9 protein-coding genes are annotated in these 15,374 nt (G+C 70.5%); 4 read left to right on the top strand and 5 right to left on the bottom strand.

Annotated features, from left to right (window positions below):
• Positions 1-11 precede the first annotated feature (11 nt).
• The 4 genes from ACOQPP_RS01770 to ACOQPP_RS01755 are packed head-to-tail and all read left to right on the top strand — an operon-like array spanning position 12 to position 7,762.
• A complete protein-coding gene (locus ACOQPP_RS01770) occupies positions 12-2,489 on the top strand; it encodes a DUF1592 domain-containing protein (RefSeq protein WP_420635758.1) in 2,478 nt (825 codons plus the stop codon).
• Positions 2,490-2,497: 8 nt separating this feature from the next.
• Positions 2,498-3,907 (top strand): DUF1552 domain-containing protein, encoded by a 1,410-nt coding sequence (locus ACOQPP_RS01765; protein WP_419165478.1) that lies wholly within the window; start codon positions 2,498-2,500, stop codon positions 3,905-3,907.
• A complete protein-coding gene (locus tag ACOQPP_RS01760) occupies positions 3,904-5,727 on the top strand; it encodes an ankyrin repeat domain-containing protein (protein WP_419165477.1) in 1,824 nt (607 codons plus the stop codon). Before ACOQPP_RS01765 ends, ACOQPP_RS01760 begins: the two co-directional genes overlap by 4 nt.
• 52 nt (positions 5,728-5,779) lie before the next feature.
• Entirely contained in the window at positions 5,780-7,762 is a 1,983-nt protein-coding gene (locus ACOQPP_RS01755) for an ABC-F family ATP-binding cassette domain-containing protein (protein WP_419165476.1), read from the top strand.
• A gap of 9 nt (positions 7,763-7,771) precedes the next feature.
• On the opposite strand, the gene ACOQPP_RS01750 is transcribed toward ACOQPP_RS01755, so the two are convergent.
• The 5 genes from ACOQPP_RS01750 to ACOQPP_RS01730 all read right to left on the bottom strand — a co-directional run bounded on the left by ACOQPP_RS01750 (position 7,772) and on the right by ACOQPP_RS01730 (position 15,330).
• Entirely contained in the window at positions 7,772-8,941 is a 1,170-nt protein-coding gene (locus ACOQPP_RS01750; protein ID WP_420635757.1) for a hypothetical protein, read from the bottom strand.
• Between the two features lie 88 nt (positions 8,942-9,029).
• Positions 9,030-9,512: a Zn-ribbon domain-containing OB-fold protein gene (locus ACOQPP_RS01745; RefSeq protein WP_419165474.1), complete on the bottom strand. Its 483-nt coding sequence runs from the start codon at positions 9,510-9,512 to the stop codon at positions 9,030-9,032.
• Complete coding sequence (locus tag ACOQPP_RS01740; protein WP_419165473.1) at positions 9,509-10,687, bottom strand: acetyl-CoA acetyltransferase; 1,179 nt, start codon at positions 10,685-10,687, stop codon at positions 9,509-9,511. Before ACOQPP_RS01740 ends, ACOQPP_RS01745 begins: the two co-directional genes overlap by 4 nt.
• Positions 10,688-10,700: 13 nt before the next feature.
• Positions 10,701-13,070 (bottom strand): SLC13 family permease, encoded by a 2,370-nt coding sequence (locus ACOQPP_RS01735; protein WP_420635756.1) that lies wholly within the window; start codon positions 13,068-13,070, stop codon positions 10,701-10,703.
• A gap of 10 nt (positions 13,071-13,080) precedes the next feature.
• Positions 13,081-15,330, bottom strand: a complete 2,250-nt coding sequence (locus tag ACOQPP_RS01730; RefSeq protein WP_419165471.1) for an amino acid permease — start codon at positions 15,328-15,330, stop codon at positions 13,081-13,083.
• Positions 15,331-15,374: the final 44 nt, after the last annotated feature.

The raw sequence follows: 15,374 nt of genomic DNA, 5'->3' as shown, positions 1-15,374 counted from the left end.
GGGCGAATCACATGAAGAAACTCCTGGTTGCGCTGTCCTGCGTCGCGCTTTGGGGGCTGATCGCCGCCCTTCCCGGCGGGTGGTCGTGCTTCGCCCCTCCGGTGGCGCACGCGCATGGCCTCGTCCCGGACACGATCCCGCAGACGATCGTGAGCCAGGTCTGCACGAACTGCCATAACGACAGGCGGCTGCTGGGCAACATGTCTCTCGAACGGTTCGTCGTGGAGACGGCCCACCTCGAGGCGGAGACGGCGGAGAAGATGATCCGCAAGCTGCGGGCGGGGATGATGCCGCCGCCCGGGATCCAGCGCCCGCCCGCAGAGGACCTGCTCGAACTCGCCATGACGCTCGAGGCGCGGGTCGACGCCGCGGCCGCCGCCCGCCCGGACCCCGGCGCCCGCTCCTTCCAGCGTCTGAACCGGGCGGAATACGAGCGTTCGATCCGCGCCCTGCTGGGGCTCGAGGTCGACGCCTCCGCCTACCTCCCGAACGAGACGATCAGCGCGGGCTTCGACAACATCGCGGACGTGCAGAACCTCTCCGCGACGCTGCTCGAGGGGTATCTGACCGCGGCGGGCGAGATCAGCCGGCTGGCGCTCGGGGACCTCTCCCTGACGCCGAGCGAGACCGAGTACGAGGTGTCGCGCTACGCCGAGCAGCGGCAGCACGTCCCGGGGACGCCGATCGGCACGCGGGGCGGGATCGCGGTCGTGCACAACTTCGTGGCGGACGGCGACTACGTCTTCCGCCTCGCCTTCCAGCACGAGTCCACCGGTAATTTCTTCGGACAGACGACGCCGTTCGACGAGCAGGTCGAACTCTCGATCGACGGCGAACGCATGGCCCTGATCGACATCGACCGCTGGATGCACCGCCAGGACCCGAACGGGGTCCAGGTCGAGACGGAGCCGATCCACGTGACGGCGGGCCCGCACCGGGTGGCGGCCGCCTTCATCAAGCGCTTCGACGGGCCGATCGAAGACCTCGTGTCGCCGCACGAATGGAGCCTCGCGGACAAGAAGATCGGCTATTCGCACGGGATCACGGTCGTCGCCCACCTGCGCGACCTCACGGTCCGCGGCCCGTTCGGCGTCACCGGGATCTCCGAGACCCCGACCCGCGCCCGGATTCTCACCTGCCGGCCCGAAGCGGGGGACCCCGAAGCGAGCGACCCCGAGGCGGAAGCGCGCTGCGCCCGCGAGATCGTGGAGAGGCTCGCGCGCCAGGCGTACCGCAGGCCCGTCGACGCCGGTGACATCGATCCGCTCATGGCCCTGTACGAAGCGGGGACCGGCGACGGGGGCTTCGAGATGGGGGTGCGCACGGTGCTCCAGGGGATCCTCGCCAGCCCGGACTTCATCTTCCGCTTCGAGGAACCGCCGGCCGGAGAGGCGGGGGACGCGGCGGACGGCCTGTACCGGATCGCGCCGCTCGACCTCGCCTCGCGGATCTCCTTCTTCCTGTGGGGGATGCCGCCCGACGACGCGCTGATCGAAGCCGCGCGGACGGGCGGGCTGTCCGACGAGGCGGGGGTCGAGACGCAGGTGCGGCGGATGCTCGCGCACCCCGGGGCCGAGGGGCTGGCGTCGCGCTTCGCCGCGCAGTGGCTGCGCCTCCAGGACCTCGACAACGTGCACCCGGACGCGCTGCGCTTCCCCGACTTCTACGAGCAGCTCGCCGCCGACATGCGGCGCGAGACGGAACTGCTGTTCGAGCACCTCGTGCGCGAGGACCGCAGCGTGTTCGAGCTGCTGACGGCGGACTACACGTTCGTGAACGAGCGACTCGCGCGGCACTACGGGATCTCGGGCGTGGCCGGGACGCACTTCCGGAAGATCGCCTATCCCGACGAGAGCCGCCGCGGCGTGCTGGGGCACGGGAGCATCCTGACCTCGACCTCGCACGCGAACCGCACCTCGCCGGTGCTGCGCGGCAAGTGGGTCATGGAGGTGCTGCTCGGGACGCCGCCGCCGCCGCCGCCACCGGACGTACCGGATCTCGAGGCGATCGAGGAGGCGGAGGAGGGCCGCTTCCTGACCGTGCGAGAGCGGCTGGAGATGCACCGCGCGAGCCCGGCCTGCCGGTCGTGCCACCGCGTCATCGATCCGCTCGGGCTCGCGCTCGAGAACTTCGACGTGACGGGTGCCCACCGGATCAACGACAGCGGGCGCGCCGTCGATCCCAGCGGCGAACTGTACGACGGCACGCCGCTGTCGGGCCCCGCGGACCTGCGGACCGCCCTCCTCTCCCGGCGCGAGTCGCTGGCGAGGACGTTCACCGAGAATCTCATGGCCTACGCGCTGGGGCGCCGGGTCGAGTACTTCGACATGCCGACCATCCGTCAGATCACACGGCGCGCGGAGGCCGATGACTATCGCATGTCCGCCTTCATCCTCGGTGTGGCGCAGAGCCCGGCGTTCCTCATGAGCCGGAGCGGGGCCGTCGTCGAGCAGGGGATCGAACAACCGGACGCCGGCAGCGGGAACTAGAGGAGCCGATGGACATCATCACGGGGAAATACATTCCGCGCCGGACCTTCCTTCGGGGAGTGGGCGCCACGATGGCGCTCCCGATGCTGGACGCCATGGTTCCCGCGGGACGGCTCTGGGGCTCGATCCGCCCGAACGATCCGACGCGTCTCATCTGCATCGAGATGGTGCACGGCGCCGCCGGTTCGACCGCGTACGGGGCGTCGCGCGGCTACTGGTCGCCGCTCGAGGCGGGACGAGACTTCGACCTGAGCACGGGGGCGCTCGCCTCCCTCGAACCGTTCCGCGACCGGCTCACGATCATCAGCGATACCGACGTGGCGTCGGCGGAGGCGAGGATCCCGAAGGAGATCGGCGGCGACCACTTCCGTTCCAGCGCGACCTTCCTGACCCAGTCGCACCCGCGGCAGACGGAAGGCTCCGACATCTTCGCCGGGACGTCGCTGGACCAGATCTACGCGCAGCGGTTCGGGCAGGACACGCCGATCCCCTCCATGCAGCTCTGCATCGAGAACGTCGACCAGTCGGGTGGCTGCGCGTACGGGTACGCCTGCGTGTACACCGACACGATCAGCTGGAAGTCGCCCACGGAGCCGCTCCCCATGATCCGCGACCCGAGGATCGCCTTCGACCAGTTGTTCGGGGCCGGGGGGAGCTCGGAAGAGCGCGCCGCGCGGCGGCGGGCGAACCGCAGCGTGCTCGACTTCATCGCCGGCCGCATCGGCGAACTGCGCCGGGAACTCGGCCCGAACGACGTCAATCGACTGGACCGCTACCTCGAGAACGTGCGGGAGATCGAGCGCCGCATCCAGCGCGTGGAGGCGCAGAACCGGAGCGGTGAGGAGCGGACGCTGCCCGAGGCGCCGGCCGGCGTGCCCGACTCGTTCGTCGACCACGTGCAGCTGATGTTCGACCTCCAGGCGCTCGCCTTCGAGTCGGACATGACGCGCGTGTTTTCGTTCAAGCTGGGGCGTGACTCCTCGGCCCGGGTCTTCCCGGAGAGCGGCGTCGACAAGCCGTTCCACCCGGCCTCCCACCACGGGGCCGACGAGGGGAACATCGACGACTTTGCGCAGATCAACCGCTTCCACGTGTCGATGGTCCCCTACCTGCTCGACCGGCTCCGGAACACGATGGACGGGGAGACGGACCTGCTCGAGAAGACGATGGTCGTCTACGGCTCGCCGATGGGCGACCCGAACGTGCACAACCACAAGCGCTGCCCCCTGTTCGTGGCGGGCGGGGCGAACGGGAAGCTGGACGGAGGCATGCACGTGCGGGCCGCGCCCGGCACGCCGATGGCGAACGCGATGCTCTCGCTCATGCACGCGCTCGGGGTGGAGGACGCCGACCACTTCGGGGACAGCACGGGGGCGCTGTCGCTCTCCGCTCCCGACACGAGCGCGGCCGGATCGTGAGGCGGGGCGAGCGGGTGCGGCGCGGCGAGCGGGTGCGGCACGGCGCGGCGGTGCGGCTGCCGGCGGCCGGGCTCCTGGCGGCGCTCCTGGCGACGCTGCTGACCGCGGGACATGCGCCGGACTCACCGGTCGCGGACGCGGCGATGGCGGGGGACATGGCGCGGGTGGAGGCGCTGCTCGCCGACGGCGCGGACGTGAGCGCGCCGCAGGGCGACGGGATGACGGCGCTCCACTGGGCCGCGCGCGCCTCGAACGTCGCGCTCGCCCACCTGCTTCTCGGGGCGGGCGCGGATGTGGCCGCGACGACGCGCATCGGGGCCTACACGGCGCTCCACCTCGCGAGCGAAGTCGGGAGCGCCGAGGTCGTCGGCCTGCTCCTCGCCGCCGGCGCACGCCAGACCGCGACGACCGAGGACGTCGGGGGCGCGACCCCGCTGCACCTCGCGGCCGGGGCCGGCGCGGCGGAAGCCGTCCGCCTCCTGCTCGAACACGACGGAGAGACCGACGCCCGCGAACGGCGCTGGGGCCAGACCCCGCTCATGTACGCGGCGGCCCGCGGCCGCGAGGAGGCCGTGCGGGCGCTCCTCGAGGGCGGCGCGGACCCGAACCTCGCCACCTGGGTGACCGACATCACGGCCATGGCAGAGTGGTCGCAGGCGGACCGGCGCGCCCGCAGCGCGCGCATGCGCGGGCAGGAGGCGCCCGAGGTGCCGCCCCGCCCCGCCCCCTCCGACCGGCCGCTGGCGGCGGGGCGTGACGCCCCGGGCGCGCGCCTCGAGGCGGACGAGGCTGAGAACGACTACGAGCGCCCGATCGAGGAGCCCGAACCCCTCGGCTACGGCGACCTGATCGGCGGTCACGGCGGGATGACCGCTCTCCTCCACGCAGCGCGCGAGGGCCACGCCGGCACCGTCCGCGCGTTGCTTGAGGGCGGGGCGGACATCAACCAGGCGAGCGGAGGCGACCACACGAGCCCCATGCTCATCGCGATGATCAACGGTCACTTCGACCTCGCCATGGAGCTGTTCGAGGCCGGCGCCGACCCCGGACTCGCCTCCGCGGCCGGCACGACGCCGCTGTTCGCGGCCCTCAACGCCCAATGGGCGCCGAAGTCTCGCTATCCGCAGCAGCACGCCTACGGCCAGCAGCGACACAGCTATCTCGACGTCATGCGGCGCCTGCTCGACGCGGGCGTCGACCCCGACGCGCGCCTCGAGAAGCACCTGTGGTGGGTCTCCTACAACTTCGACCTCCTCCAGATCGACCTGAAGGGCGCGACCGCATTCTGGCGCGCCGCCTACGCGCTCGACGTGGAGGCCATGAAGCTGCTCGTCGAGTACGGAGCGGACCCCGACCTCGCCACGATCAGGGTGCCGCCTCGGAGCCTCCCCGCCTGGGACCGCGAGAAGCGGGACCTGTCCGGAGTGCCGCCCGTTCCGGTGGGCGGGCCGGCGGACTATCCCATTCATGCCGCGACCGGAATCGGCTACGGCCAGGGTTTCCCCAGCAACGCGCACCGGTACGTCCCCGACGGCTGGCTGCCCGCCGTGCGCTATCTCGTCGAGGAACTGGGCGCGGACGTGAACCAGCGGGACGAGGAGGGCTACACGCCGCTCCACAACGCGGCCTCTCGCGGCGACCTGGAGGTGATTCGGTTCCTCGTCGAACACGGCGCGGACGTCACCGCCGTGAGCCGCGTCGGCCAGACGACCGCCGACATGGCGAACGGCCCCTACCAGCGCACGCAGCCCTTCCCGGAGGCGGTGGCGCTGCTCGAGAGCCTCGGCTCGAAGAACAACCACAACTGCGTGTCCTGCTGAACCGGGATTCCGTCCGCGGGCGGCGGGAGCCGCCGGCAACCTCTCGCCGTCGATGATCACCGTCTCGGGCCTGGGGAAGGCGTTCGGAGGCCAGGTCCTCTTCGGCGACGCGACCTTTCTGCTCAACCCCGGCGAGTGCTACGGACTCGTGGGCGCCAACGGCTCCGGCAAGACGACGCTGCTCAACATCCTCGGCGGCACCGAAGATCCGACCGAGGGCTCCGTCAGCGTGCCGAAGCGACTCCGGCTCGGCGTCCTCCGGCAGGACCACTTCCTGTACGAGGACGACCCGATCCTCGGCGTCTCGCTCATGGGAAACCCCGAACTCTGGCGGGCGATGGTCGAGCGCGAGGCTCTGATCGCGGAGGAAGACGGGGCCTTCGACGCCGACCGGTTCTCGGAACTCGAGGAGACCTTCCAGCGACACGACGGCTACACCGCGGAGGCTCGCGCCGGCGAGATCCTCGAGGGCCTCGGCTTCCCCAGCGAGATCCACCGCCGGCCTCTCTCGACCCTCTCCGGCGGCTTCAAGCTCCGGGTGCTGCTGGCGCAGATCCTCGCGGGCGCGCCGGATGTCCTCCTCCTCGACGAGCCCACGAACCACCTCGACATCCTCTCGATCCGCTGGCTCGAGAAATTCCTGCGCGAGTTCAAGGGGGCGATCGTCGTCATCTCCCACGACCACCGATTCCTGGACAATGTCGCGACGCATATTCTAGACATCGACTATGAAACAGTCACCGTCTATCCAGGGAATTACGACGACTATCTGATTCGAAAGAAAGAAGACCGGGACCGGCGCGAAAAGGAACTCGCGAAGCGGGAGCGGGAGATCGCCCACCACCGCGAGTTCGTGGACCGTTTCCGGGCCAAGGCGAGCAAGGCGCGGCAGGCGCAGAGCAAACTGCGGCTGATCGAGAAAAAGGCGGGGACGCTGCAACCGCTCCCGGTCAGCTCGCGCCGCTATCCGGGGTTCCGCTTCGAGTCGCGGCGCCCGAGCGGGCGCACCGTGATCGAGGTGGAAAGGGTGAAGAAGGCGTTCGGCGACAACGAAGTTCTGCACGGCGTCGACCTCACGCTCGATCGCGGCGATCGCCTCGCGATCATGGGACCGAACGGGATCGGCAAGTCCACGCTGCTCAAGATCATCATGGGCGAACTCGCATCCGACGCGGGCCGGGTGGCGTGGGGCTACGAGACCTGGCCGGGCTACTTCGCGCAGGACCAGGAGGCCCGCTTCGAGTCACCGGGACAGACGGCGGAGGACTGGATCGCCGGCTTCTGCGCGGGGCGGACCCTCGGCTTCGTGCGCGGCGAGATGGGGCGCGTCCTCTTCTCCGGCGACGACGCGAAGAAGCGGCTCGGCCAGCTGTCGGGGGGAGAGGCGGCGCGGTTGGTCTTCTGCCGCATGGCGATCGAGCGGCCCAACGTGCTCGTCCTCGACGAGCCCACCAACCATCTCGACCTCGAGTCCATCGAGTCGCTGGTCGAGGCGCTCCGGTCGTTCGACGGGACTGTCGTCCTCGTTTCGCACGACCGCTGGTTCGTCTCGCAACTCGCGACGCGGATCGTGGAGATATCCGAGGAGGGGATCCGCGACTTCCGCGGCAGCTACGAGGAATACGTCCACTACTGCGGGGACGACCACCTCGACGTGGACACGGTCGTGCTCCGGGCTCGGAGGGAAAAGCGGGCGGCCCGCGCTTCGGCGGCCGAAACTCGCGGCGCCAGCGACCCTCCGGGCGAGTCCGCGGGGCGGCGCAACGCCGGCACGGCCACTCCCAGGGGGAACAGGAACCGCTACCGGGGCGGGGCTCTCCGCACGAAGCGTAACAGGATCACCGCCAGCATCGGAGCCGCCGAGACCCGGATCGCCGAGATCGACGCGATCTTCGCCGGCCCCGCCTTCTACGACCGCACCGCTCCGGAGGGTGTTCGCCGACTCGAGACCGAGCGCACGGCCCGACAGGCGGAACTCGAAGAACTGATGGAAGCCTGGGAGGAAGTCGAAACGGAACTCACCCGCCTGAATTAGACGAGTCGGTCAGCCGGGTTCGGCGGCGGGTCGCCGGTCCAGGGGCCACAGCTGTACGGACTCCACCTCGAGTTCGTCCGCGGAATGACCGAGGATGTAGTCGCCCCCGATCTCGTAGATGTTCAGTTCCTCCGGTGTCTCTACGAATCCGAGCACGCGTCCCTCCGGGTCGAAGACGGTCCACAGAATCCCGGGCCTGACGTCCGCGGGGGACTCGAACTCCCTCACCCAGAGATGGTCCAGCGCGTCGACCATCATGGAGTCGAGAGCCGGCAGGTGCTCGACCACCGGCACGGCCCCAAGCTCCCGGCGCAGGTCCTCCTGATACCGTTCCTTCTCCTGCGGAGACAGCCCCAAGGGTACGTAGGAGACCACCAACTCGATGTGAGCTTCGACGTCCGCCGGCCCCGGGGGCCGGAGGTCGTGCTGCCGCCGAACGATCCGTGCCAGCGCGCCATCATCGCGAAACGCCTTGACTTCGTACCGCTCCGTCACGCCGATGGCCACGAGATCGCCCCACGGTGCGTGTACGAGCCTCCGACCGAAGATCTTCTCCCAGGTCCTGTACCGGCCATTCCCCAGATCCGCCCAGTGGAGGTCAGGACCCGGATGAGTACCGAGCGAGGCCGCGAGATCACCTTCGCCGTCCCTGAGATGCACGACGATCGTGTCGGCATCCCGCCAACGCCATGTTGCGAGGACGGATCCCGCCTTCGTGGCCGCCTGCGGGCGCAGGGCGAGCCATTTCGGATCCTCGTCGTTGCCGCCGAGTCGAAACGTGCGACCGTAGTTCCCGTCCGAATCGAAGACCGAGATGCCCGCGGTCCGGGTCCACCAGGCGGCGATCGAGTCGCCCGGCCAGGGTTCGACACGGCTCAGGCTGGTGAACTCGCCGGGCCCCTCCCCCTCCGCCGCCCAATTCTCCAAGTGGGTCCCCGACGCGTCAAAGACGCGCAGCTGGTTCGTGCCCAGGTTGGCGACCACGATCCGGCCGTCGGACAGCCGCGTGGCGTCAAGGGCCCCGTAAAGCATGTACGCCTCTTCGCCCTCGAGGACGCCGATCGAAACCAGCGGCTCCGGACCGATTCGCCACGCCAGGCGGGATCCTTCGGCGGGACGGGGATTCTCGACGATCCGGATTCCGGCGCTGTCTCGTATCTCCACCCTGGGGGCCGGCACTCTTGTCCCCTCCTGTCCGCAGGCGGCGGAGGTCAGGGCCACGAGGGCGATGGAGGCGCAGCGGTTCACGAGTCGGCCCCTTCTTCGTTCAAGTGGACGCCGTGCCATCACGCTGGTGGATGATCGTGAAGACGGGGAGCGGGGGGGCGTCCTCGCGCGGGTGCCAAGCCACCACGACCTCATCGCCGATCGCGGCGCCCTCGGCGAGCGGGGCACCAGCGGCGTCCACGATGCGCGTGAGGAGGACCGGGCCCTCCTCCAGCCGGACGAGCGCCACGTAGTACGGGGGCTCCAGTTCCGGTGTCGTCTTCAGGTGGTTCGTGGTCAGCGAGTAGATCTTGCCGCGGCCGCTGGTCTCGACCCACTCGACCTTGTCCTGGCAGGCAAGGCAGAAGGGGCGCGGATAGAACTGGTGCGCGCCGCACACCGTGCACCGCTGGACGAGGAGCCGTCCTTCGGCCGCGGCTGCCCAGTAGGGCCGGCTGAGCGCGTCCCCGTAGCCCATCTCGTGCGGCGCCGCGCCGCCGTCCGGCCCGCCGCCCCGCGCGCCCGAGCCGCCCCGGCCGCTCATTCGCGCCCCAGGACGACGGTGGAGCGGACCGAGACGCCGCCCATCCCGTGGCAGACGCCGATCCGGGGATCGGGGAGCTGGCGCTCGCCGCACTCCCCGCGCAGTTGGCGTACGGCCTCGATCAACAGCAGCAGGCCGAGCGCGCCCGGATGGCAGTAGGAGAGCCCGCCTCCCGACGTCATGGCCGGGATCGATCCCCCGGGGCGGAGGGCACCGCCCTCGATCAACGGTCCCCCCTCCCCCGGACCGCAGAGTCCGAGTTCCTCGAGGTGGGTGACCACGTTGATCGTGAACGCGTCGTAGACCTCGAAGAAGTCCGCCTCGGCGGGCGACACGCCGGCCATCCCGAACGCCTCGGAAGCGGCGAGATACCCCGCCGAGCGGGTGAGGCCGGGGGCCTCCGACACATGCCAGAAGGCGTGGCTCTCGCCGGCGCCGAGCACGCGCACGGGGGCCTTCGCCGCGTCCCGGGCGCGGTCCCGGTGCGTGACGACGATCGCCCCGCCCCCATCGGTGACGAGACAGCAGTCGTGCCGGTGCAGCGGCTCGGAGATCGGGCGCGAGCCCAGCACCTCCGCCGGCGTGAGCGGCGTGCGCCGCCAGGACTTCGGGTTCAGCTCGGCCCACAGGCTCGCCGCCACGGCGACCTCGGCCAGTTGCTCGCGCGTCGTCCCGTACTCGTGCATGTGCCGCGCCGCGACGAGCGCGAAGGGCCCGATCGGCATGAGCATCCCGTACGGAGCCTGGAACTGGTCCGTGAGGTGGTACGGGTCCGGCGCGTACGCCCCGCTCCCCGAACTCGAGACCGACAGCCGGCGCGCGCGCTTCGAGCGCTGGCGCGACGCGTACGCGATGAGGGCGACCTCGCAGCGGCCGGCGGCGACGGCCAGCATGGCATGGTGCATGAACGCCTCGAACGCCGCCCCCCCGAGGTCCGACGAGTCCGCGTAGCGCGGCTGGATCCCGAGGTATTCGCCGACCTGCACGCTCCCCTGTTCTCCCATGTAGTTCACGAAGAGGCCGTCCACGTCGGCCAGCTTCAGTCCCGCCTCGCCCAGCGCCTCGCGCGCCGCGAGCGCGACCATCGACATCTCCGTCTGGTCGAACACCTCGCCCAGCGCCGTCTCCGCGACGCCCGCGATGTAGACCGGCCGCGAGGAGAGCGACGCACTCACGAGAGCGACGCACTCATATCGGCCACACCACGGGCAGGAAGAAGACGACGAGCAGGAGAAGGAGGAGGAAGAGGGGCGCGCCCACGCGCGTGTAATCCGTCACCTTGTACCCGCCGACTCCCATGACGAGGAGGTTCACCGGGTGGCCGAAGGGACTCAGGAACGCGCACGACGACCCCACGGCCACGACCATGAACAGCGCCCGGGCGGAGATGTCGAGTTCGGTCGCGGTGCTGAGCGCGATCGGCGCCACGAGCACGGCCACCGCCGAGGTCGGCACGAACTGCGCCGCGAGGGCGCAGAGAAGGAAAAGGGTCGCGATCAGCACCCGGGGACCCGCCTCCGCCGCCCTCCCGACGACCTCGCGCGCGAGCAGTTCGGCGGTGCCGGACTCCTCCATCGCCAGGCCCAGGGCCAGCATCCCGCCCAGGAGCACGACGACGCGCCACTCGATGAGCGGGTACACCTCGTTCCACTTGAGGCACCCGCTGAACACCATGAGCAGCGCCCCCAGGAGCGCGGCGATGTACACCGGCAGGAGGTTCAGCGAGGCCGCGAGGATGACGCCGACCATGATCGCGCTCGCGACCGGCGCCCGCCTGGCCCGGAATACCTCGCGGAGTTCGGCCGTGAGCACCAGGAAACGCGGGTCGCGCGCCAGCAGCTGGATCTTCTTCCGCACGCCGTACACGAGGAGGGCGTCTCCGAACTGGAGCCGCGTCTCGCCGAGGCGGATGTTGGAGTGGATGGTCTGGCCGCCGCGCCAGATCGCGAGGAGCGTGAGGCCGTAGGACTCCCGGAAGAAGATCTCGCCCAGCGTCTTCCCCACGATGTTCGAACTGGGGGCGAGCGTGACCTCGCCGAATCCGACGCGTTCCGACTCGAGTTCTCGCAGGGAAGGCGGGGCGTCGTGCGGCTCGAGCGCCTGGAGCGCGTCGAGGACGGCGTAGGCTTCCGGATTCCCCTCGACGATCAGTCCGTCGCCCGATCTCAGGACATCGGAGGCCCGGGGCAGGAAGATGTTCCCGTTTCCGGATCCTCCTTCGCGCTGGATCTCGAGGACGGTGAGGTCGAAGGCGTGACTGAGACGAGACTCGGCGAGCGTCTGGCCGTGGAGAGCCGATCCTTCAGGGATCCGGAGTCGCATCAGCCAGCGCTGGAGGTCGTACTCGCGCGTGGCCGTCCCGATGTCGGTCCAGCCGAGCGAAGAGAACTCGTCCTCGTAGCGCAACTGCTGCAGCCGGTCTTCCCGTCCGAGGAGGAGGAGGGTGTCGCCCGCCTCCAGGCGGGTTTCCTGGAAGGACGCGCTCCGGATTTCATCCCCTCGCCGGAGAGCCACGATGTGGGCCTGGAAGCGGTTGCGGAAATCCAGACTCCGCACGGTGCTCCCGATGAGGCCGGAGCTGGGCGCGATCTCGATCTTCGCAAGCGCCGTGGCGTCCTCCACCAGCCGCCACAGGGTGTCCTCCGACTCTTCGTGGTTCGCGAGGTGGCCCCACGCGCGCAGACCGTCGACGGCATCCCGGCGACCCTCGAAGATAAGGATGTCACCGCTCGCGAGGAGGAACTCGGGCTCCGGGGCGCGCAGCAGTTGTCCGTGCCGGCGGACGGCGAGCAGGTCGATCCCCAGCGCCCGACCCAGGCGGGCCTGTATCAGCGACTTCCCGTCGAGCGCCGAGCCGCGCGGAATCCGCAGGGAGAAGAGCGTCTCGCCGAGGTCGTAGCGGCCGCGCAGGTCGACGTCGCCCGCACCCTCGTCGCCATCGGTGGGCCGATCCGGGAGGAGATGCCGTCCGGCGAGGATCATGTACAACACGCCCAGAACCAGTGCGGCGGCACCGACGGGGGTGAACGAGAAGAGGCCGAACGAACCCTCGCCCGAGCGCTCGAGGACGGTCGACAGGAGGATGTTGGGTCCGGTCCCGATGAGCGTCGTCATCCCGCCGAGGAGGGCGGCGAAGGAGAGCGGGATGAGGAGCCGCGAGGGCCGCATCCCGAGGCGGCGGGCGATGTCCAGCACCACCGGGAGGAGAAGCGCGGTCGCGGCGATGTTGTTCATGAGGCCGGACATGAGCCCGGCGGTGAGCATCATGAGCCCGGTCACGCGCACCGGCGAGTCTCCGGCGAGGCGCATCACCTGGGCCCCGACGAGGTTCGCGACGCCCGTCCGGTACAGCCCCCCGCTCAGCACGAGCACCGCCGCGATCGTCACCACCGCCGGATTCGCGAACCCCTCGATGGCGCGGGACATGGGGATCACGCCGCTGATCGCGAGCGCCAGGAGGACGATGAGCGCCACGCCGTCGTAGCGGACCCACTCGGTCACGAAGAGGACGACCGCCACCGCGATGATCGCGAGGACGATGAAGACGTCGGCGTTCAACATGTCTCGTTCAACGGATCGGCCTCTGGATCGTGGATACAGCCTGCGCGATGCCCCGCGCCGCGAAGGAGCCGGCGTCGGCGCGCCGCCCGAGCAGGATCAATGGGACCATCGTCTTCCTCGCAACCTCGAGCGCGAAGCGGCCGATGGAGGGCTTCTCCCGGCCGCGGTTCTCCATCCCCATCACGACGAGGTCGTTCGCCTCCGCGCGGTGCGCAATGCAATCGACCGGGTCATCCGTGAATTCGAGTTCCACCCGATATGGACCCGCGGCCTCATCCCGCGCGAGGCGATGGAGGTCGCGCTCGAACCTGCGCCGGGTCTCCGCCCCCGTTCCCGAGGGCAGGGCCCGCACGAAGGTCAGGGTCGGAGCGGTGGAACGCGAGAGGCTGGCGAGCAGGCGAGCCCGCAGGTGGCTGTGTTCGGGCCGCCCCCGCACCGCCACGAGGATGCGCGTCGCTTCGGAGATCCTCCAGCGAAGCGGCGCGCGGACGATGACCACATCGGCTTCGATGTTCGAGATCAACCCCTCCATCCGGGCCTCGACGCCGGGTTCCGTGATGTGGGGCAGGCCCACGAGTACGGTCTCGCAGCGGTGCGAGTCCGCGACCCGGGCGATCTCGCTCCACACATCCGTCGCGATCGTGAACAGCGTCTCGGGGCGCGCCGGGCTCTCGAGGCTCCGTCCCATGGACTCCGACAGGATGTCCTGCGCGTCGCGGATCGCCGCGTCGTCCGGAACGGCGTCCCGGCGCAGCACCGAGAGGAGGAGGACCCGGCCGACGTTCGGCGTGCACACGGTCGCGGCCACGTCGGTCAGGCTCGCCGCGCTGGCCGGGTTCCCGATCGGGGCGAGCACGAGCGGACTCCGTCCCCGCGACCGGGCCAGGTCCGGATCCCGGGCCTCCGCGCTCGCGTCGGCCTGCCGCGCCCCGGGGGCGAGCACCATCAGGTAGAGGGCGATCCCGACGCCGAGCCACACGACCGCGACGCGCCCCGCCGCGGGGACGGCGACCGCCTGGAATACCGCCAGCCCGAGGCAGAGGACGGCTCCGGCGACCGGAACGAACGGGATGCGGAGGTCGCCCGCCCGGCGACGCGCGAGGATCGCCGTGCAGTGGACCATCGCGAAGGAGACGAGGAAGATGAGGCTGGAGGCGGCGCCCGCCGCGGCGACGTTGCCGACCGCAAGCGCGATGACGGCCATCATGGCGCCGGTCGTGACCACGGCGATCGCCGGCGTGCCCGTCCGCCCGCGCATTTCCCCCACGCGCCGCGGGAGGGTCCGGTCGCGCGCCATCGAGAAGGCGACCCGGGAGGCCCCGAACAGGTTCGCGTGCAGCGCCGACAGCATCGAGAGGAGTCCGGCCCCGATCACGAGCCAGTAGCCCGCCACGCCCATGTACCGCTCCGCGGCCCCCGCGACGAGCCCCTCGGGATTCGCCTCCGCCGCGGCGAGGATCCCGCCGGGGGGCGCCCCCACCGTGGCGATGACGATGAGCAGGGGGATGTAGATGACGAGCGCGATCCCGAGGGAGAGGTACATCGCGCGGGGCAGGGTCTTCCGCGGGTCCTTGACTTCGCCTCCCACGGCGGCGATGAGATCGAACCCCTGGAGGGCGATGAAGGTGTAGCCCATCGCCTGCAGCACGCCGAGCGAGCCCGCCGGGGCGAACGGACTCAGATGGCGAAGCGCCTCCGCGGGGGCGCCGGCGACCCACGCCCACGCGCCCCCGCCGAGGAGCACGATGAAGACGATGACCTTGCCGATCGTGGCCGCGTTGCCGCCGCCCGCCGTGCGCTCCACGAGCAACCAGGAGTAGACCCCGATGGCCGCGAGAGCGATGACGAGTTCCCCGCGTCCGTCCCCGACCCAGCTCCACGACTCCGCGAGCCCGGGGAGGAGTCGCAGCAACCCTTCGACGGAGAAGGCGGCGAAGCCGAGGGCGTAGAGGACGCCCGCCACGATCGAGGCGAACCAGACGACCCAGCCCACCACGAACGCGACCTCGATCGAGAGGACCCGCTTCGCGTAGGTGTAGGTGCCCCCGGACTCCGGGAAGCGGCGCGCCAGTCGGGCGAAGCTGACCGCGGTGAGGAACGCGATCCCGCCGTTGAGGCCGAAGGCCACGATGGCGGCGGCGCCCGCGGTGGCGAAGGCGACCCCGGCGAGGGCGAGGATGCCGCCCCCCACGATCGCGCCCACGCCGAGCGCGGTCGCGCCGTAGAGTCCCAGGTGCCGCTCGTGCCCTTCGTTCATTCCGTGTCGAGCGCTTCCGCGTGGGTGGGTCCCCGTGATGGTCG

Origin of the sequence: Candidatus Palauibacter sp., from assembly GCF_965222475.1 — a bacterium.
Lineage (GTDB): Bacteria > Gemmatimonadota > Gemmatimonadetes > Palauibacterales > Palauibacteraceae > Palauibacter.
Note: the sequence above shows the minus strand (reverse complement) of the source record. Positions and strands in the feature narration are given on the sequence as shown.